The 17,806-nt window shown below is 60.1% G+C and carries 18 protein-coding genes and 2 pseudogenes; 13 read left to right on the top strand and 7 right to left on the bottom strand.

The window, feature by feature from the left end; genetic code table 11:
• A partial coding sequence (locus ACW9IR_RS08810; RefSeq protein ID WP_457462780.1) for a type II secretion system F family protein occupies positions 1–311 on the top strand: 311 nt, incomplete at its 5' end.
• 212 nt (positions 312–523) lie between these two features.
• Here ACW9IR_RS08810 and ACW9IR_RS08805 read toward each other — a convergent pair.
• Positions 524–1,666 (bottom strand): pectate lyase family protein, encoded by a 1,143-nt coding sequence (locus tag ACW9IR_RS08805; RefSeq protein WP_242208646.1) that lies wholly within the window; start codon positions 1,664–1,666, stop codon positions 524–526.
• 198 nt (positions 1,667–1,864) lie between these two features.
• Here ACW9IR_RS08805 and ACW9IR_RS08800 point away from each other — a divergent pair, with 198 nt between their 5' ends.
• A complete protein-coding gene (locus tag ACW9IR_RS08800; protein WP_038364752.1) occupies positions 1,865–2,620 on the top strand; it encodes a FadR/GntR family transcriptional regulator in 756 nt (251 codons plus the stop codon).
• 4 nt (positions 2,621–2,624) lie between these two features.
• On the opposite strand, the gene ACW9IR_RS08795 is transcribed toward ACW9IR_RS08800, so the two are convergent.
• The 3 genes from ACW9IR_RS08795 to ACW9IR_RS08785 form a co-directional block, all read right to left on the bottom strand.
• Positions 2,625–3,518 (bottom strand): SMP-30/gluconolactonase/LRE family protein, encoded by an 894-nt coding sequence (locus tag ACW9IR_RS08795; RefSeq protein WP_457462777.1) that lies wholly within the window; start codon positions 3,516–3,518, stop codon positions 2,625–2,627.
• Positions 3,515–4,357 carry an NAD-dependent epimerase/dehydratase family protein gene (locus ACW9IR_RS08790; RefSeq protein WP_038364758.1) on the bottom strand — a complete coding sequence of 281 codons (843 nt, stop codon included), beginning with the start codon at positions 4,355–4,357 and terminating at the stop codon, positions 3,515–3,517. The genes ACW9IR_RS08795 and ACW9IR_RS08790 overlap by 4 nt, the downstream gene beginning before the upstream one ends.
• Before the next feature lie 96 nt (positions 4,358–4,453).
• Complete coding sequence (locus ACW9IR_RS08785; protein WP_102902873.1) at positions 4,454–5,179, bottom strand: oligogalacturonate-specific porin KdgM family protein; 726 nt, start codon at positions 5,177–5,179, stop codon at positions 4,454–4,456.
• 361 nt (positions 5,180–5,540) lie between these two features.
• Between ACW9IR_RS08785 and ACW9IR_RS08780 the strand changes: the two genes are divergently transcribed.
• From ACW9IR_RS08780 to ACW9IR_RS08740, 9 genes are all read left to right on the top strand, one after another.
• Positions 5,541–6,695, top strand: a complete 1,155-nt coding sequence (locus tag ACW9IR_RS08780; protein WP_008079679.1) for a mandelate racemase family protein — start codon at positions 5,541–5,543, stop codon at positions 6,693–6,695.
• 72 nt (positions 6,696–6,767) lie between these two features.
• Positions 6,768–8,378: an ABC transporter substrate-binding protein gene (locus ACW9IR_RS08775; RefSeq protein WP_457462774.1), complete on the top strand. Its 1,611-nt coding sequence runs from the start codon at positions 6,768–6,770 to the stop codon at positions 8,376–8,378.
• Positions 8,379–8,462: 84 nt separating this feature from the next.
• Complete coding sequence (locus tag ACW9IR_RS08770) at positions 8,463–9,476, top strand: ABC transporter permease (protein WP_410479220.1); 1,014 nt, start codon at positions 8,463–8,465, stop codon at positions 9,474–9,476.
• 46 nt (positions 9,477–9,522) lie between these two features.
• Positions 9,523–11,133 carry an ABC transporter substrate-binding protein gene (locus tag ACW9IR_RS08765; protein WP_102902871.1) on the top strand — a complete coding sequence of 537 codons (1,611 nt, stop codon included), beginning with the start codon at positions 9,523–9,525 and terminating at the stop codon, positions 11,131–11,133.
• A 62-nt stretch (positions 11,134–11,195) separates the two neighbouring features.
• On the top strand, positions 11,196–12,113 hold the full coding sequence (locus ACW9IR_RS08760) for an ABC transporter permease (protein WP_038364768.1): 918 nt from the start codon (positions 11,196–11,198) through the stop codon (positions 12,111–12,113).
• 11 nt (positions 12,114–12,124) lie between these two features.
• Positions 12,125–12,964: an ABC transporter ATP-binding protein gene (locus tag ACW9IR_RS08755; RefSeq protein ID WP_026000816.1), complete on the top strand. Its 840-nt coding sequence runs from the start codon at positions 12,125–12,127 to the stop codon at positions 12,962–12,964.
• A 10-nt stretch (positions 12,965–12,974) separates the two neighbouring features.
• A complete protein-coding gene (locus ACW9IR_RS08750; protein ID WP_026000817.1) occupies positions 12,975–13,751 on the top strand; it encodes an ABC transporter ATP-binding protein in 777 nt (258 codons plus the stop codon).
• Between the two features lie 23 nt (positions 13,752–13,774).
• Positions 13,775–14,143 carry a 5-carboxymethyl-2-hydroxymuconate Delta-isomerase gene (locus tag ACW9IR_RS08745; protein ID WP_102902869.1) on the top strand — a complete coding sequence of 123 codons (369 nt, stop codon included), beginning with the start codon at positions 13,775–13,777 and terminating at the stop codon, positions 14,141–14,143.
• A gap of 13 nt (positions 14,144–14,156) precedes the next feature.
• The gene (locus ACW9IR_RS08740) at positions 14,157–15,974 is read left to right on the top strand and encodes a glycoside hydrolase family 28 protein (RefSeq protein WP_102902868.1); all 1,818 of its coding nucleotides are present in this window, start codon (positions 14,157–14,159) and stop codon (positions 15,972–15,974) included.
• Between the two features lie 8 nt (positions 15,975–15,982).
• Here the strand turns inward: ACW9IR_RS08740 and ACW9IR_RS08735 are convergent, their stop codons facing one another.
• Together ACW9IR_RS08735 and ACW9IR_RS08730 are read right to left on the bottom strand one after the other, a co-directional pair.
• Positions 15,983–16,261 (bottom strand): hypothetical protein, encoded by a 279-nt coding sequence (locus tag ACW9IR_RS08735; RefSeq protein ID WP_102902867.1) that lies wholly within the window; start codon positions 16,259–16,261, stop codon positions 15,983–15,985.
• Positions 16,262–16,360: 99 nt separating this feature from the next.
• A pseudogene (locus ACW9IR_RS08730) lies at positions 16,361–16,480 on the bottom strand (hypothetical protein); the annotation flags it as partial.
• Between ACW9IR_RS08730 and ACW9IR_RS08725 the strand changes: the two are divergent.
• Together ACW9IR_RS08725 and ACW9IR_RS08720 are read left to right on the top strand one after the other, a co-directional pair.
• Positions 16,472–16,663 (top strand): annotated as a pseudogene (locus ACW9IR_RS08725) (RNA 3'-terminal phosphate cyclase); the annotation flags it as partial. The pseudogenes ACW9IR_RS08730 and ACW9IR_RS08725 overlap by 9 nt on opposite strands.
• Before the next feature lie 151 nt (positions 16,664–16,814).
• Entirely contained in the window at positions 16,815–17,144 is a 330-nt protein-coding gene (locus tag ACW9IR_RS08720; RefSeq protein ID WP_016987808.1) for a hypothetical protein, read from the top strand.
• Positions 17,145–17,201: 57 nt separating this feature from the next.
• Here the strand turns inward: ACW9IR_RS08720 and ACW9IR_RS08715 are convergent, their stop codons facing one another.
• Complete coding sequence (locus ACW9IR_RS08715) at positions 17,202–17,615, bottom strand: VOC family protein (RefSeq protein WP_102902866.1); 414 nt, start codon at positions 17,613–17,615, stop codon at positions 17,202–17,204.
• Between the last annotated feature and the right edge of the window lie 191 nt (positions 17,616–17,806).

Below are 17,806 nucleotides of genomic sequence, written 5' to 3'. Positions count from 1 at the left end.
GCCTGAGCCTGAGCGTCACTGAGGCCACGGCCAAGGTGCGTGAAGGGGTCAACCTGGCGGCAGCGTTGCGCGTGGAGAATGTGTTTCCGTCGGTATTGATTCACCTGATCGCCAGCGGCGAGAAAACCGGTTCACTGCCACCGATGCTTGAGCGTGCGGCGCAAACTCTGTCGCGAGATATCGAACGGCGGGCGATGGGCATGACCGCGCTGCTGGAGCCGCTGATGATTGTGGTGATGGGCGGGGTGGTGTTGGTGATTGTGATGGCGGTGTTGTTGCCGATTATTGAGATCAATCAGCTGGTCCAGTAGTGGTGTTGTTGCACAGGGCCTCATCGCGAGCAGGCTCACTCCTACAGGGGTACGCATTTCAAATGTAGGCCTTCGCCTGCTCGCGATGGGGCCCGTCAGGGCAATAAATAATTCGGATTTTGTTTCAGAACTCCACCCCCGCACCTCTTCAAGCAGACATGAAAAAGCCCTCGTCACCGAGGGCTTTTCATTGACACGGTTACATCGATCAATCAGATCTTGCCAGCGCCAGCCTTGGCCTTAACGTCGGCCGCGACTTTGTCTGCGTTCAGCGGGGTGTAGCTGTAAGGCGGGGTCCAGCCGATGTTGGTGCCCCACTTGCAGGTCAGCAAGGTGCCATTGAGCGTAGAACCCTGATCAAGGTAGGTGCTGCCACCGTAATCACCGGCGATTTTGTCGCAACCGCTGATGCCGGAGATTTCGAAGGCGTTTTTCTCGGAGAAAATCTTCGAGCTCTTGCCCACGCCGTGCGCGTAGCTGAACGGGTAGACCTTATGGCTGGTGCTGCCCACGTGATAGTTGTTGTACAGATGCACCTGGCCGAAGCGCACGCGTGGTGCGCGGGCGGAGATGTTTTCGAACAGGGTGTTGTGGATCGTGACCTTGAGCTTGCCATCATCGGTGGTGCGGCTGTCGCTGGAACCGATCAGGTTGTTCTTCTCGTGCGATTTGAACGCCGAGTAGGAAATGGTCACGTAGTTGGCACCGTTTTTCACGTCCAGTGCGCCGTCGTGATGTTGCTTTGGACGACCGTTGGCGGTGCCGTTCTGGTCATCGGTGCGGCGGCCATCGGTGAAGGTGACATGGTCGACCCACACATTGTTGGCGCCTTCGATGGTCAGCCCGTCGTACTCGGAGTTCCAGTTGCCGGCGCTGCCGTCATTGGCGTCCCAGATCGGCTCGGGATCCCATGGGTTTTCGATGGTGATGTTGCGGATGATCACATCGTTTTCCTTGGCATAGAAGAAACCTTCGCGGATCTCTGCCGTGCTGCTCGTACCGACGATGGTCGTCTTGCCCGGGATATCCAGACGACCGCGCTTTTTCATATCGGCGGTCGTCGTATAAGCTTTGCCTTCGCTGATGTCGATAGGCCCGGTAATCTTGATGATGCGCCCGTTGGTGCCGACCGAAGCGCTGAGTGCGGCTTTCAGTTCGGCGGCGTTCTTCACGGTGTAGATATTGTTGGCTGCCGCTCTGGAGCCACCTTTGGTGCCACCGTTTTGCGTGGCCCAGCCAGTCGTTGCAACATCCAGCCAGATATCGGCCGCTTGTGCAGGGAGGCTGGAAAACAGCAGGCTGCCGACGATGGCGCTGGCCAGTTTGCAGGCCGTGAAGGTTGTTGGTTTTGTCATGAGTAATCAGATCCTTGATTAACTTGAGTGTTTTACACGCGAAATTTCGACGTGTTTCTCGAGCGGACGTCCTTATCGCCAGTGCAGCGAATCGAACGTCCGCTGCATGAGAAATCCTATCATTGAACTGGTGCGTTGTCGTACAACTGAATGGGCTATGATGCGTAATTATTCGAAAACTCGAGATTTTTGTTGCTGATGGACAGATCCAACGCCACACCCAATGTTCGTCGCCGGCATCGCAGCCTGGCGGAGGACCTGGTCACTGAGCTGTCCCGACGCATTTGCAGCGGCGAACTCGCGCGCGCGACGAAGCTGCCGACTGAATCTCAGGTCATGGCCGAGCACGGCGTCAGTCGCACAGTCGTGCGTGAGGCGATATCGCGTCTGCAGGCAGCGGGCCTGGTGGAGACCCGTCACGGTATCGGCACCTTTGTTCAGGACATTCCCAGCCCGAGCGGTTTTCGCATTGATCCGGACAGCATCGTCACGCTTCAGGATGTCTTGGCGGTGCTTGAATTGCGCATCACATTGGAGGTCGAGGCCGCCGGCCTGGCGTGTGCGCGGCGTACCGATGAGCAGCTGCAATTGATGCGTGATTCGCTGGACGCCATCAATTCCCGCGCCGTCAGTGTCGACTACGCCGTGTCGGCGGATTTCCAGTTCCACCAGCAAATCGCGCTGGCCACCGGCAACCGCTATTTCACCGACATCATGCTGCACCTGGGCGCGAACATTCTGCCGCGCACACGCCTGCATTCCAAACGCCTGGAGAATGACCGCAAGGAGCCCTATCTGGAGCGCCTCAGTCGCGAGCATGAAGACATTTACATTGCGATTGTCCGGCGTGATTCCGACGCCGCGCGCGCAGCCATGCGTTTGCATCTGTCCAACAGCCGCGAGCGTCTGCGCCGTGCCTACGAGGCCGCAGACGCGGCGGCGTTGAACGTCTGAAGCCTCAGGCGCGGGCCTTGGGTTCGGGCAGGCCTTGAACGCCCGGGTTGAGGGCAAAGACTCCGCCCGCCAGTGGCTGATCGGCGAGGTCGATGCCTTGCGGGCGAATCGAGGTGACAAACAGGGTGTCGAGCCGAGGGCCGCCAAAGGCACACATCGTCGGTTTCTTTACCGGTACCGGCAGCGCGCGATCCAGTTTCCCCTGCGGGGTGAAACGCAATACCAAGCCGGCATCAATCGCGCAGATCCAGTAACAGCCGTGTGAATCGACGGCGGCACCGTCCGGTCGACCGGGGTGGTCGTTCATGTCGACGAACACGCGGCGGTTGTGCGGCGTGCCGCTGTCGATGTCGTAATCGAAGGCCCAGATCAGCTGACGGCTCGGGTGCGAATCGGAAAGGTACATGATGCTCCCGTCGGGACTGAACGCCAGGCCGTTGGGCACCACAAGGTCCTGCAGTTGCGGCGCCAGCACCGATGCATCGTTCGGGGTTTGCGCGTCGTAGCTATACAGTGCGCCGACCGCCTCGGCACCCATCGCGGTTGGCATCGAGCTGGCCCAGAAGCGTCCCTGACGATCGCAGCGACCATCATTGAAACGCATGCGCGGGCGGGCGTGCTCGACGCCGATGAGCTTTTCCGCAGCCAGACGTCCGTCAGCCTGCGGGCGCAGTTTGAACAGGCCACTTTCCTGCGCACCCAGCCAATGTCCCGCTTCGCTGCGGGCGATACAGGCGAGCATTTCGTCCGCCTGCCAGCAGTCGGTCTGGCCGTCGAGCTGCCAGCGATGCAAACGGCCGGCCGGAATATCCACCCAATACAAGGCGTTCTCGTCGGCTTGCCAGACCGGGCTTTCACCGGTGGCGTTGCGCGCATCGACAATCAGTTCGGCACTCATGAGCGCGTCTGCGCCGGCGTTTCAAACGGACCTGCAGCGGTAAAGGCGCCGCCCTGGTACAAGCGGTCCGGGTGGTCGGCAGCGAGTGCCGGTTGTTGTTCGACCTTTGCGCGAAAGGCTTCGGAGCTGTCCTGCGGTGCAAAGCCCAGGTGCGCGGCGTGCCGGTTGTTCCACCACTGATCCCGGTTGGCGGACACCCCGTACACCACGCTGTGTCCGACATCGCTGGCCAGCAGTGCGCGGGCGATCAGGTGCTCGAGATCGGTATAGCTCAGCCAGGTCGCCAGCATGCGCAGGTTGCGCGGTTCGGGGAATGAGGAGCCGATGCGCAGGCTCACTGTTTCGATGCCATAGCGGTGGAAATAGAAGGTTGCCAGGTCCTCGCCGTAAGCCTTCGACAAGCCGTAATAACCGTCCGGGCGACGCGGCGAATGGGCGTCGATCTGTTCGTCCTGCGAGTAGAAACCGGTGACGTGGTTGGAGCTGGCGAACACGATGCGCTTGACCCCGTGCAGACGCGCGGCCTCATAAACATGAAAGGTGCCGCGAATATTCGCCTCGAGGATTTCTTCGAAGGATCGCTCCACCGAGATCCCGCCCAAATGCACGATGGCATCGACGCCCTCGACCAGCGCGGCGACAGCGGCCTTGTCGCTCAGATTGCAGTTGATCACTTCGTCATGCGCGCCGCGGCTCGGCGCCATCGCACTGATGTCCGAGGAGCGGACGATGTCGGCGTGAACCTGCAGGGTTTCGCGCAGAATCTGGCCGAGCCCACCGGCGGCGCCGGTCAGCAGAATACGGTTGAAGGGTTTGGCTTGCGTAGCGTGTGTGGTCATGGTCGGGTCTTCCATTACGCGGTGGTGAAAGGGTGGGGCGGCAGGGTGTCTGCCCGACAAGCGATGCGCGCTCGCCAGGCAAAACCAGTGCGCGGCTTACATGAAGTTGTACTGCACGCCCAGACGCCAGCGAGCCTGGCGGTCGGGTGAGGTGGACTCGACTTTGATGTCGCCGATTTCCATGAAGGGCGCCCATTGTTTGGTGAGCTTGTATTTGACGATCAGGTTCTGTTCGTAGTCGCTCTTCTTGTTGTCGTAGCGGATGTAGTCAGTCTTGAAATAGATGAACTGATATTCGTAGGCCCACTTGTTGGCTGGCGTGTAGCCGAGCCAGCCTTCGAAGCGGTGGGTGGTCTGGTCATCCTTGTAGTGATCGGGCATGTCTTTGTTGACCTGATCGCGATCGAGTTTGCGCAGGTCCAGGCGATAGCGCGTCGCTACGTAAAAGGCGTCGTCGATTTTGTAGTTGTACTTGAGGCCGAACTTGTAGGCGGTCGCATCCTTCGAGCTGTCCATCTGAAACGCCGGGGTCAGCGTCGACTGTGCGCTGAGCTTGTAGTTGTAGCTCACCGTGAACTCGTGGCCGTTGTTGACCATGTTGTCGTAGGCGACATCTTTGCGGTCCCCGGCCGTGCGGTATTTCATCTCCGCCTCAAACCCCAGTCCACTGTCCAGGCGGTAGTTGAGCTTGATTCGGTCGGCGTGGGCACTGTCCTCCTCGGTGTACTGGTGGCGGTAGTTGAGGCTGGCGGAGTCAGCGTGGACAGCGAAGGGCAGGCCGAGGGCCGCGACAGTGACGAGCGTGCGTAGGGTGGTGTTCATACGGTCTTCTTTTTTTGTTTTTGTTAGGGTCGTTTGACGAGTACTACAGGCACCGCGATGTTGCGTATGGCTCTCATTTGAGGCGCAGATATAAGTTATCGTACGACAAGATGACTCGTCTACGTGATTTTGCTGGTTTGGAAACATTTTGATACATATATGCCCTATGAATAGGGGTCTAAAGCAAGTCGTGTTATTCCGTAGTCATCTTTAAATATGGCGCTTTGCTGGGCATTTAGCCGAAAAGGCTTCGATTCGAAGAGGTGTTATTGGGTCTTTTCAAGTGTTGTACGATGACCTATGATCGGTCGCAACCGACGACACTCCTGTCACAAATCCAATAAGAAGGCTCAAGACGTCCATGAGAATCACAGCAGTCAACGTCCAGGTTTTTTCCTATCCCACCCGCCGCGCAGTCGACAGCGCCGGTCATGCTCATCCCGGTGATGTCAGTCAGGCGCAAATGGCGTTGCTGCGCATCCAGACCGAAGACGGCAAGGAGGGTTACGCCCTCGGCGCGCCGGAGCTGATTCGTCCTTATGTGCTGGATGGTTTTGTGCGCAAGGTGCTGGTCGGGCAGAACGCCTTTGATCGCGAAAAGATCTGGCATGACCTGGCGCACTGGCAGCGTGGCAGCGCCAGCCAGTTGACTGATCGCGCGCTGGCGTTGGTCGAGCAGGCGTTGTGGGACTGGGCGGGGCGCAAGCTCGGCGTGCCGGTGCACAAGTTGATCGGCGGTTTTCGCGACAAGGTGCCGGCGTACGGCTCAACCATGTGCGGCGATGAATTGCCTGAGGGCCTGGCGACGCCGGAAGACTACGGACGCTTTGCCGAAACGCTGGTCAAGCGCGGCTACAAGGCGATCAAGTTGCACACCTGGATGCCGCCGGTGTCGTTCGCGCCGAGCCCGCGCATTGACGTCAAAGCCTGCGCGGCAGTGCGCGAAGCGGTGGGCCCGGACATCGCCTTGATGCTCGACGGTTATCACTGGTACAGCCGCACCGAAGCGCTGTACATCGGGCGCGAACTGGAAAAACTCGACTTCGCCTGGTTCGAAGAACCGATGATGGAAGAATCCGCCGAATCCTATGCCTGGCTGGCGGGGCAACTGGACATTCCGGTGCTCGGGCCGGAAACCTTGTCCGGCAAACACCTGAGCCGGGCCAGTTGGGTCAAGCACGACGTTTGCGACATCCTGCGTGCCGGCGTTGCCGGGGTCGGCGGGATCGGGCCTTGCCTGAAAGTCGCACACATGGCCGAGTCGTTTGGCATGGACTGCGAAATCCATGGCAACGGCGCAGCCAACCTGACGGTGGTCGGCGCGATCAAGAACTGCACCTGGTACGAGCGCGGCTTGCTGCACCCGTATCTGGATTACGACGAAGTGCCGGCGTACCTCAAACGCCTGGTCGACCCGATGGACAGCGATGGTTTTGTGCACCTGTCCGACCTGCCGGGTCTGGGCGAAGACATCGACTTCAACTTCATCGAGATGAACACGCTTAAAAGCTTCTGACGTGTACGCGGGCTGCCCGGTACATGCCGGGCTGTCCGAGAGCCCTATAAATATAAGAAAGGCACTCTCGCTATGAACATTCTTCCTTCTCTGTGGGCGCGGGTTCTGGCGGCTACCCTGGCGGTGACCGCGCTACCTGTCGTCCATGCCAAAACCCCGGCCGATCAATTGATCGTCGGCATGAGCATGATCAATCTGCTGTCCCTCGACCCGGCGGCGGCCACCGGCCTGGACGTGTCGGAGATCAATGCCAATCTCTATGACATGTTGCTGGTGCAAGACGTCGCTGCGCCGGATCAGCTGTTGCCGGCACTCGCCGAGCGCTGGCAAGTCAGCGACGACCGCAAGACCCTGACCTTCAATCTGCGTCAGGGCGTGCAATTTCAATCGGGTAACCCGTTGAGCGCCGAAGACGTCGCCTGGTCGTTGCAGCGCGTGCTCAAGCTCAACCTCGCACTGGCGTCGACCTGGAAGGCTTACGGTTTTACTGCTGACAACGTCGAGCGTTCGATGCGCGCGACCGATGCCAATACCTTCGTCATTGAATTGCCGCGACCCACCGATCCGCAGTTGGTGCTCAACACGCTGGCGACGTCGCCCAGCGCCTTCATTCTTGACCGCAAAAAAGTCCTCGAACATCAGAAGAACAATGACCTGGGCGCCGCCTGGCTGGTGACGCACGCCGCCGGCAGTGGTGCCTTTGTGCTCAATGACTGGCGCGCCAACGACGTGATTCTGATGAGCCGTTTCGACGGTTATTGGGGTGGCCCGGCCAAGCTCAAACGCATTGTCATGCGCAACATGACCGAGTCGCAGTCGTTGCGTCTGATGATCGAACGGGGCGACCTCGACATCGCCAAAGGCATGTCGGCGCCGGACATCCAGGCCTTGCAGAACAGCGACAAGGTCCGCACGCAAACTCTGCAACGCGGCACGCTGTACTACGTCGCACTGAGTGTGAAGCAGCCGATGTTCGCCGACGCGCGCGTGCGCAAGGCCGTACGCTCGTTGATCGACTATCAAGGCATCAACCAGACCGTCATGCCGCACTACGGCGTGATCAATCAGCGGCCAATGCCGTTGGGACTGGCCGCGCGCCTGCCGGATCCCGGTTATCGATTGAATGTCGATGAGGCAAAAAAACTCCTCGCTGACGCCGGTTACCCGAACGGGTTCAAGACCAGTATCCGCGTGCTGGCCGAGCCGCCCTTCATCAACATCGCCTCCAACCTGCAATCGACGCTGGCGCAGGCCGGGATCGAAGCCAGCATCATCACCGGCACCGGTAACCAGATCTACGGCGCCATGCGTGAGCGCAGTTTCGACATCATCGTCGGCCGTGGCGGTGGCGGCGCCGAACGTCATCCTCATTCGAGCCTGCGCACGCTGGTGTACAACCCGGATAACCGTGACGAAGCCAAGCTGAGCAACTTCCAGGGCTGGCGCACTTCGTTCTACAGTCCCGAGTTGAATCAGTTGATCGAGAGTGCCGAAGTCGAGCCCGATGCGCAGAAACAGCAGGCGCAGTATCAGGACATCCAGCAGCAACTCGATCAGCAAGTGGGCGCGATTCTGCCGGTCTCGCAGATGACCGACACGGTGCTGGTCTACGCCGATGTTGCCGATTTCCAAGGGCACACGGCCGCGACCACGCGCTACAAAGACGTCTACAAAAAACGCTGAAATGCACGGATGAACTTCGCGTGCCGGGTGCACCGGTGACCGTTTTATCAGGAGCTGACTATGTTTGTTATGACTGCCTCTGCCATGGGAGCCCGCGCCTCCAATACCGCGCGGCGTGCCAGCACGGTACTGGTGACGTTACTGGGCCTGCTGGCGCTGACGTTTATCATCGGTCGGGTCATGCCGCTCGATCCGGTGCTGGCGGTGGTCGGGCCGGATGCCGACAGTTCGACCTACGATCAGGTGTACCGGGCGATGGGGCTCGACAAGCCGATCTGGACCCAGTTCGGCCTGTACCTCAACGACTTGCTGCACGGCAATTTCGGCAACGCGCTGTTGACCGGGCACCCGGTGCTCGATGACATCCGCCGAGTGTTCCCGGCCACCATCGAACTGGCGACCCTGGCCATCCTCTTCGGTGTGCTGATCGGTTTGCCGCTGGGCGTCTGCGCGGCGAGCAATCAGGGGCGACTGGGCGATCATGTCGCGCGAGTGATTACCCTGTTCGGCTATTCCACACCGATTTTCTGGCTGGGCATGATGGGCCTGCTGGTGTTCTACGCCTGGCTCGGCTGGGCCGGTGGCGCCGGTCGCATCGACCTGGCGTACGACGGCATGGTGCCCGAGGTCACCGGGCTGTTGCTGATCGATTCGGGCCTGGCCGGTGATTGGGAAGCCTTCGCCAGCGCCTTGCGCCACATCGTCTTGCCGGCGCTGATCCTCGGGCTGAACTCGGTGGCTTACATCAGTCGGATGACCCGCAGCTTCATGCTCGAGCAACTGTCTCAGGAATACATCATCACCGCTCGGGTCAAGGGGCTGTCGCGCCGCCAGGTGGTCTGGGGTCACGCGTTTCGCAACATCCTAGTGCAGCTGCTGACGGTAGTGGCGCTGGCTTACGGCTCGCTGCTCGAAGGTGCGGTGCTGATCGAAACGGTCTTTGCCTGGCCGGGTTTCGGCCAGTACCTGACCAGCAGCCTGATGCTCGGCGACATGAACGCGGTGATGGGCTGTGTGCTGGTGATCGGTTTGATTTTTGTCGCGCTCAACCTGATCAGCGATGCCTTGTACAAGGTCTTCGACCCGCGCACGCGTTAACACGCCTGGCAGCAGCACTAAAAATTATAAAAAGAAGGATTTTTCAATGACGACTGCATTTACCAAACTGCACGCTGGCCTGTTGGCGGCGATCCTGGCGCTGGTGCCGATGACCCAGGCCAGCGCCAAGACGCCGGCCGATCAACTGATCGTCGGCATGAGCATGGTTAACCTGTTTTCCATCGATCCAGCCAACGCACCGGGCCTCGACGCTTCTGGCGTCAATGCCAATCTTTACGACACCTTGGTCAAGCGTGATCAGGGCAATCCGGAACAGCATCTGCCGCAACTGGCCGAGCGCTGGACGATCAGCGACGACGGCAAGCAGATAACCTTTCACTTGCGCCAGGACGTGAAGTTTCACTCCGGCAATCCGCTGACCGCTGAAGATGTGGCCTGGTCGCTGTACCGGGTGATGAAGCTCAACTTCGGCCTGGCCACGACCTGGAAAGCCTACGGTTATAACGTCGACAACATTCAGTCACTGATCCGTGCCAGCGATGCCCACACGCTGGTCATCGACTTGCCGCAAACCATGGACCCACTGTTATTGATCGATTCGCTGGCAATCTCGCCAAGCGCGGTGGTGATCGATCGCAAAACGGCTTTGGCGCATGAGAAAAACGCTGACCTCGGTGCTAACTGGCTGGTGACCAACGAGGCCGGCAGCGGACCCTTTGTGCTGAGCAAATGGACGGCGAACGACTCGCTGTTGCTGACCCGGTTCGACGGTTATTGGGGCGGTGCTGCCAAGCTCAAGCGCGTGGTGGTGCGGCACATGACCGAATCGCAGTCGCTGCGCCTGATGCTGGAGCGCGGAGACCTCGATCTCGCGTACGGCATGGCCGCACCGGACATCCGCGCCATCGACGGTTCGGAAAAAATCCACGTGCAGTCACTGCCGCGCGGCACCATGTACTACGTCGCGCTGAGCATGAAGCAGCCCGAATTTGCCAACCCCAAAGTGCGCGAAGCGGTGCGCAACCTGATCGACTACAAGGGGCTCGACGAACAAGTGATGCCGTATTACGGCCAGCTGAATCAGCAGCCGATGCAACTGAGTCTGGCGGCGCGCCTGCCGGATCCGGGTTATCACATGGACGTCGCCAAGGCGAAAAAACTCCTCGCCGAAGCGGGTTATCCGGACGGCTTCACCACGACCATTCGCACATTGTCAGAGCCGCCCTTCATCGACATCGCCGCGCGCCTGCAAGCGACGCTGGCCGAGGGCGGGATCAAGGCCAGCATTGTCAACGGCACCGGCAACCAGGTGTACGGCGCCATGCGTGCGCGCAACTTCGACATCATCGTTGCGCGCGGGGCCGAGCGCTATCCGCATCCGTATTTCAGCCTGCGCACGTTTGCCTACAACCCCAACAACAGTGATGACGCCGGCCTGCCGAATTTCCAGGGCTGGCGCGCGTCGTTTTTCAGCCCGCAGCTCAATAGCCTGATAGATCAGGCCGGGGTCGAACGCGATGCCGGCCAGCGCCTGAACCTGTATCACCAGGCGCAGAAAATCTACGACGAGCAGGTCGGCCCGATCATGATGATTTCGCAGATGACCGACACCGTGGTCAGCGCCGCCGACGTCAAGGGCTTCGCCGGTGATGATGCCGAGGCGACGCGCTATCTGGGTGTCTACAAACAACGCTGAACGCTGCCCGGTGCGTCGGCGTACGCGCCGGGTGATCCTGAATTCAATCCGAGAACATGCCCATGATTGCCAACATGTCTTCTACTGATTCGAGCGCCAAGCGGCGGTTGGATCGTACCCCCGGATCCAGCTTCGACGCCTTCTGCAAAAGTGCCCTGAAAGTCTTGCGGCACTTGTTGCGCAACCCGATGACCCTGGCCGGATTGCTGGTCGCTTTGGTGCTGGTGGTGGTGGCGCTGTTTGCGCCGTGGATCGCCACCCATGATCCGGTGGCGCAAAACCTCGCCAATGCCCTGCAGGCGCCGGGCGCCGCCCACTGGTTCGGCACCGATGAATACGGCCGGGACATCTTCAGTCGTCTGGTCTACGGCTCGCGCATCACGCTGTACATCATCACCCTGGTGACCGTGATCGTCGGCCCGATCGGGCTGTTTATCGGCACCGTCTCCGGCTACTACGGTGGTGTGGTCGACACGGTGTTCATGCGCCTGACCGACATCTTCATCTCCTTCCCCAGCCTGGTGCTGGCGCTGGCATTTATCGCTGCGCTCGGTCCGGGCCTGGAACACGCGGTGGTAGCGATTGCGCTGACGTCGTGGCCACCGATCGCGCGACTGGCGCGGGCGGAAACCCTGTCGTTGCGCAAGGCTGACTTCGTTGTGGCGGTTGAGCTGCAAGGGGCTTCGTCCACGCGAATCATCCTGCGGCACATTGTGCCGATGTGCATGTCGTCGGTGATCATCCGCCTGACCATGAACATGGCCGGGATCATCCTCACCGCAGCGGCTTTGGGCTTTCTCGGTCTCGGTGCGCAGGCGCCGTCGCCGGAGTGGGGCGCGATGATTTCCACCGGGCGTCGCTACATGCTCGAGTGCTGGTGGCTGGTGGCTGTTCCGGGGGCCGCAATCATGTTGGTCAGCCTGGCTTTCAACCTGTTGGGCGACGGCCTGCGGGACATTCTTGATCCGCGCAGCGAGTAATCGGAGGCTGTATGTCTGCAATCAAATTGAATGTCGAAGGGCTCAATGTGCGCTTCGTCAATGCTCAGAAAGAAACCCACGCCGTGCGCGATGTGTCCTTCACCTTGGGGCGGGAAAAACTCGCCATTGTCGGTGAGTCGGGCTCGGGCAAATCGACGGTCGGTCGCAGCCTGCTCAAGCTGCACCCGGCCAGCGCGCGGATCACCGCCAAGGCCATGCAGTTCGGTGAAGTCGATCTGCTGTCAGCCGGCGAAAAGGTCATGCAGAAGATTCGTGGTCAGCGCATTTCGATGATCATGCAGGACCCGAAATACTCGCTGAACCCGGTGGTCAAGGTTGGCGATCAGATTGCTGAGGCGTATCTGGCGCACCACAAGGCCAGCCGCAGCGAGGCCCGCGAGCGGGTGCTGGAAATGCTCGAAAAAGTGCATATCCGTGATCCGCAACGGGTCTACAACCTTTACCCGCATGAGGTCTCCGGTGGTATGGGCCAGCGCATCATGATCGCGATGATGGTCATCACCCGACCACAGGTGATCATTGCCGATGAGCCGACCTCGGCCCTTGATGTGTCGGTGCGTCAGCAAGTGCTCAACGTGCTGGAGGAACTGGTCGAGCAGCAGGAAATGGGTCTGATTTTCGTCAGCCACGACCTCAATCTTGTGCGCAATTACTGCGACCGCGTGTTGGTGATGTACGCCGGCAGGGTGGTCGAATCGCTGGCTGCCGGCGACCTGCAACATGCACAACATCCCTATACCCGCGGCCTGATGGCGGCGTTGCCGAGCATGGACAACCGACGTGAACGGTTGCCAGTGCTGCAACGCGATCCACTGTGGCTGACTTGCTGAGGAATCGACCATGTCCATGATCCAAGCACACGCGCTGAACCTGAGTTTCGGCGCCGGCCCGGCCCTCAATCAGGTGCTGCACGACGTCAATCTCAGTGTCGCCGACGGTGAATCCTTCGGTCTGGTGGGGGAGTCCGGTTCCGGCAAGACCACCGTATTGCGCTGCCTCGCCGGGCAGTACCGGCACTGGACGGGCGAGTTGAGCATTGCCGGCGCGCCGCTGCAGCACAAGATTCCCAAGGAACATTTCCGTCAGGTGCAGATGGTGTTCCAGGACCCTTACGGCTCGCTGCATCCGCGCCACACCGTCGACACGGCCCTGCGTGAGCCGCTGATTATTCACGGCGTGCGCGACAAGGACGATCGAATCAACGAGATCCTGCTCAAGGTCGGTCTGAACGACAGTTACCGTTTTCGCTATCCGCACCAGTTGTCCGGTGGCCAGCGCCAGCGCGTGGCGATTGCCCGTGCGCTGATTCTCGAGCCGCGCGTGTTGCTGCTCGATGAGCCGACCTCGGCGCTGGATGTCTCGGTGCAGGCAGAGATTCTCAATCTGCTGGCGGATTTGCGCCGGCGCGAGAAACTCACCTACCTGATGGTCACTCACGATCTGGGCGTGGTCACGCATCTGTGTGATCGGGTGGCGGTGATGCAGCAGGGCAAGATCGTCGAGTTGCTCGACAGTCAGGCGCTCAGCCAGGATCTGGCAAGCCACGCCTACACGCGGATGCTGGTGCAGGCCAGTCGCGATTTCAGCCAGGAGTCGGTGCGCCAGCTCGCTGGTTGAACCGATCCATCAAGGAGCGCGCCATGCCGCATTGCCTTATCGATTGCCCGCAAACCCTGGCCCGACGTGTTGGCGAGCAAACCCTGCTCGCTATCGTGCATGACGCCCTCGATGCTTTCGGCCTGTTCAAGGCCGGCGACATCAAGGTGCGCCTCAATACGTTCGAGCACTACCGCTGCGGCGCGGGCGCGGACGATTTTGTCCACGTCGCCCTGTCGGTGTTGTCCGGGCGCAGTGCTGAACAGCGCCGGCGTCTGGCCTCGGCGACCGTGGCGGCGCTGGTCGCTTTGCTGCCGGACGTCGAGTCGCTGTCGATGGAGGTTGTGGAAATGCCCCGCGAGACGTTCGTCAACCGCAGCCAATACCTGCAAGAAGCCGGATTGTCGGCCTGAACAAGGAGTGCTCATGCCTTATCGAAATGTTGTTCCGACGCGGCGCAAACAGCCTTTGGCTTTGTCACTGGCGGCCGCGTTGACGCTGGTTTGCAGTGTGCCGTCGTGGGCGCTGGAGGCGCCGGCAAAATTGCAGGTGCCGACCCTGGCCTACGATGATCAGCAGATCATCCTGGTCTGGGAGAAGCCCGCCGATCACGCCGATATCAGCGACTACCGGGTCTACGCCAACGGTGTGTTGCTGGGCGGCAGCAACGCCAACAATGACCGCGTCTCGCCGGCCAAACCTTACATCGACCGCTTCTACGAACAGGATGTTGCCGGTTTTCACCATCGCATCGGCATTCACAGTTACACCGCGCAAGGCTTGAAACCGGATACGGCCTATCGGTTCACCGTGCGTTCGGTGGGCACCGATGGCACAGAGTCGGCCGACAGCCCGCCCGTTGTACAATGGACGAGCAAGGTCGCCGCCGTGTTCGATGTCAGGAAATATGGCGCCAAGGGTGACGGCAAAAGCCTTGATACTTTGGCGATCCAGAACGCCATCGACGCCTGCACCCCCGGCTGCAAAGTGTTGTTGCCCAGGGGCACCTACAAAAGCGGGGCGCTCTACCTGAAGAGCAACATCACCCTGGAAATCGCCGAGGGTGCAACGCTGTTGGGTTCCGAGCGTGCCGAAGACTATCCGCTGGCCGGCTACATCCAGTATCCGTATTCGAGCACCGTGCGCCCGGCGTCGCTGATCAACGCCTTGCCGCGTGATCCGCGTCAGCATCAGTCCTTCGAAAACATCCGCATCGTCGGCAAAGGCACGATCGACGGTAACGGCTGGAAGCGCCGCGCCGATGTCGTCGACGAACGCGGTCAGCCATTGCCGTTCTACCTGCCCAGCGACAACACCCGCTACCAGCAGGACGGCATTCTGGCCAAGGCACAAGTCGAGCAAGCGGTGGCGCGCGGCATGAACGTCAAGGACGCCTACGGGCAGATGCGCTCGTCGCTGATCACCCTGCGCAAGGTGAAAAACGTGTTCTACGGCGGTTTCACCGTGGTGAACCCGGCATTCCACGGGATCATGAACCTGGAAACCGAAAACGTGGTGCTGGCCAATACCACGCATAAAACTTACGACGCCAATAACGGCGACGGCATCGAATTCGCCAACAGCAAGGGCGCGCTGGTCTTCAACAACTTCTTTGATACCGGCGATGACTGCGTCAATTTTGCTGCGGGTACCGGGGCGGAGTCCGTGCAGCAAAAGCCGCAGGAAGATGCCTGGATCTTCAATAACTACTTCCGCAAGGGCCACGGCATGGTGGTTGCCGGCAGCCATACCGGCGCGTGGATTCAAAACATCCTCGCCGAAGACAACGTTTCCGATGGCACCGATGCCGGCCTGCGCATGAAGAGCACCAACTTCATGGGCGGCGGGGCGCGTAACGTGATCTTCCGCGACTCGGCGATCCGCAATACGCTCAAGCAGGCGTTCATTTTTACCCTCGACTACAACGATCCGAACGCCAAGCTGGATTACCAGCGCTCAACCATTCCCGGGCAGTTCCGCGAGATCCGCGTCGCCGACGTGAGCGTCGAAAATGCTCAAGGCAAGGCGATCGAGGTCAAGGGCGACAGTCAGCACAACGCCTGGCATCAGGGGTTGGTGTTCGAGCGCGTGCGCTTCAGTGGTCCGGCCAAGGCACAGATCGACGGGTTGAAGGATTCGCTGTTCGACCATGTGTCGTTCAGTGAGCGCGGCGCTGCCAACCCGTGGCAAATCACCGGGAGTGTCGGGCTGACGTTCACGGATGTGCAGCCACCACCTCCGTAGAACCCTGATCAAGGTTTCGGCGATTTACCGAGGTCTTCCGAGTCGCTTGAAGTGGCTGCATCTTTTGCCGTTTCATGCGACTCGGCGCCGGAGTTTGAACCCGACGCCTCTTCACCTTTCTTGTCGGCCTTGTCGGCGTTGGATTGCGCTTTGCCGGCCTGATTCACGCCGGGAAGCGCGGTCGGTGGTGCGGCAGACTCGTCAGCAGTCTTCGCGGCTGCGGAGGCGAAAAGCGGGCAGGCCGAGAGCAGGCCGGCCAATGTGATCGCTGCAATTTTTCTGTTCATGATGGGCGTCTTCCGGTGGAAGCGGATGGTGATTCATTGGAAGCGTCCTGCAGGCGAAGGTGCCCGTGATTGGACGGGCGGTCAGTCGCTGCCTTCTCATCACTTGAGGGCGACGATCTGGCTCCACTCAAGCCCGAACCGGCCGAGGTATTTCCTCAGTCGATCGGCATCGTTGGCTTGTGCCTTGGCCTGGCGCGATATTCCGAACAATCGGCGGCCGAGCACCTTGCCGATCAGTTGCTGTTGCCAATGGCGCTGGCCGGTGGCGGCTCGTTCACCACGCCGCGCATGACCGAGCATCTGCACAGCAATATCGCGGTGATCGAGGTGTTTTTGCCGGTTCGCATCGATTGTCGGGAGGAGGGCGCGGATCGATTGCGCGTTGAGGTCAGCGCCAATTGATAGTCCGCCTAGGGGCGGTGGGATTTCATCAGGAAATCCCACCGCCCTTTTTTACGTCCGCAAAAAACTCGCGAAAGGCGGCAAATTGCTGGCCCCCGGATTTTTGCTTCCCCGGCAAAATCGCCTTTTTTCAAAAGGTTAGGTTGGCTCTATGCGGACGATTGTCATCACCGTTGCAACGCTTTCCCTGGCTGTTTTTGCGGTGGGGGTGCAGGCGAAAGAACTGAGCAAAAGCCATCGCTTTGCCTGCACCTGGGGCTCGGACATTGCTGCCGGTGCCCAGCAATCGAAGTTGTCGGGCGTCTCGCTGTACGGCGCACGCAAACAATTGCAGGTGCGCCGCTTCCAGCAGCCGTGGATGCGCATGACCGCGATGGGGATTACCGAGCAAACCTACAACAGCACGTCGAAGCTCAAGCCGGCGGCGGTCAAGCAGACGTATTACGAACAATGCGTACGCCACGAATTGGCCCAGCGATAACGCAAAAAGCCCAATCTTTTCAGGTTGGGCTTTTTCATGCCTGAGGAAATGTCAGGATTACTTTTCGCTCTCGCAATTGACCATCCACGACACGCCGAAGCGATCGACCAGCATGCCGAAGCGCACCGCCCAGAAGGTCGCTTCCAGTGGCATATCGACGCGACCGTCCTTGGCCAGAGCGTTAAACACCTGCTCAGCTTCAGCAATGCTGTCGACGTTCAGCGAGATCGAGCAGCCGCTCATGCCTTGGGTCGGGCGGTCGGGTGTGGTGTCCGAGGCCATGATCATCTGGTCTCCGACCTTCAGACAGGTATGGATGATCAGAGAGTGATGCTCTTTGGGCACATGCTCGGCGGCGGGCGTCTCGCCGAACGTCATCATCGCCTCAAGCTTCCCTTGCAAGGCTTGCTCGTAAAAGGTGAACGCCTCGCGGCAGTCACCATTGAAGATCAGGTACGGGTCGATTCTCATGTCTCTGCTCCCGGCAGTCAGGCGCGGAGCATGGCGGGGGTTCGCCGGGTTCCGCGTAGGGCGGTTAAAACATAGCAGAGCGTTGGACGCCGGAAAGGCCTGAGTCTTCCAGATGTTTTTGTTCTGAAAAGCGCGTCGACGATAACGCGGTCGTCGTGTGAAATTCAGTCGTAGCGCTGGAGTACCATAAC

The sequence above is a fragment of the Pseudomonas sp. SDT291_1_S447 genome (assembly GCF_054070155.1).
The sequence above is the reverse complement of the archived record's forward strand: the minus strand, read 5'-3'. Positions and strand labels throughout refer to the sequence as shown.

Excerpts from the sequence above, each read along its gene's own strand:
- ACW9IR_RS08720 (WP_016987808.1), top strand. The coding sequence starts at position 16,815 with ATGCGGACGATTGTCATCACCGTTGCAACGCTTTCCCTGGCTGTTTTT.
- ACW9IR_RS08785 (WP_102902873.1), bottom strand. The coding sequence starts at position 5,179 with ATGAACACCACCCTACGCACGCTCGTCACTGTCGCGGCCCTCGGCCTG.
- ACW9IR_RS08800 (WP_038364752.1), top strand. The coding sequence starts at position 1,865 with ATGGACAGATCCAACGCCACACCCAATGTTCGTCGCCGGCATCGCAGC.
- ACW9IR_RS08750 (WP_026000817.1), top strand. The coding sequence starts at position 12,975 with ATGTCCATGATCCAAGCACACGCGCTGAACCTGAGTTTCGGCGCCGGC.
- ACW9IR_RS08790 (WP_038364758.1), bottom strand. The coding sequence starts at position 4,357 with ATGACCACACACGCTACGCAAGCCAAACCCTTCAACCGTATTCTGCTG.
- ACW9IR_RS08740 (WP_102902868.1), top strand. The coding sequence starts at position 14,157 with ATGCCTTATCGAAATGTTGTTCCGACGCGGCGCAAACAGCCTTTGGCT.
- ACW9IR_RS08715 (WP_102902866.1), bottom strand. The coding sequence starts at position 17,615 with ATGAGAATCGACCCGTACCTGATCTTCAATGGTGACTGCCGCGAGGCG.
- ACW9IR_RS08765 (WP_102902871.1), top strand. The coding sequence starts at position 9,523 with ATGACGACTGCATTTACCAAACTGCACGCTGGCCTGTTGGCGGCGATC.
- ACW9IR_RS08795 (WP_457462777.1), bottom strand. The coding sequence starts at position 3,518 with ATGAGTGCCGAACTGATTGTCGATGCGCGCAACGCCACCGGTGAAAGC.
- ACW9IR_RS08745 (WP_102902869.1), top strand. The coding sequence starts at position 13,775 with ATGCCGCATTGCCTTATCGATTGCCCGCAAACCCTGGCCCGACGTGTT.
- ACW9IR_RS08735 (WP_102902867.1), bottom strand. The coding sequence starts at position 16,261 with ATGAACAGAAAAATTGCAGCGATCACATTGGCCGGCCTGCTCTCGGCC.
- ACW9IR_RS08760 (WP_038364768.1), top strand. The coding sequence starts at position 11,196 with ATGATTGCCAACATGTCTTCTACTGATTCGAGCGCCAAGCGGCGGTTG.
- ACW9IR_RS08780 (WP_008079679.1), top strand. The coding sequence starts at position 5,541 with ATGAGAATCACAGCAGTCAACGTCCAGGTTTTTTCCTATCCCACCCGC.
- ACW9IR_RS08805 (WP_242208646.1), bottom strand. The coding sequence starts at position 1,666 with ATGACAAAACCAACAACCTTCACGGCCTGCAAACTGGCCAGCGCCATC.
- ACW9IR_RS08770 (WP_410479220.1), top strand. The coding sequence starts at position 8,463 with ATGGGAGCCCGCGCCTCCAATACCGCGCGGCGTGCCAGCACGGTACTG.
- ACW9IR_RS08755 (WP_026000816.1), top strand. The coding sequence starts at position 12,125 with ATGTCTGCAATCAAATTGAATGTCGAAGGGCTCAATGTGCGCTTCGTC.
- ACW9IR_RS08775 (WP_457462774.1), top strand. The coding sequence starts at position 6,768 with ATGAACATTCTTCCTTCTCTGTGGGCGCGGGTTCTGGCGGCTACCCTG.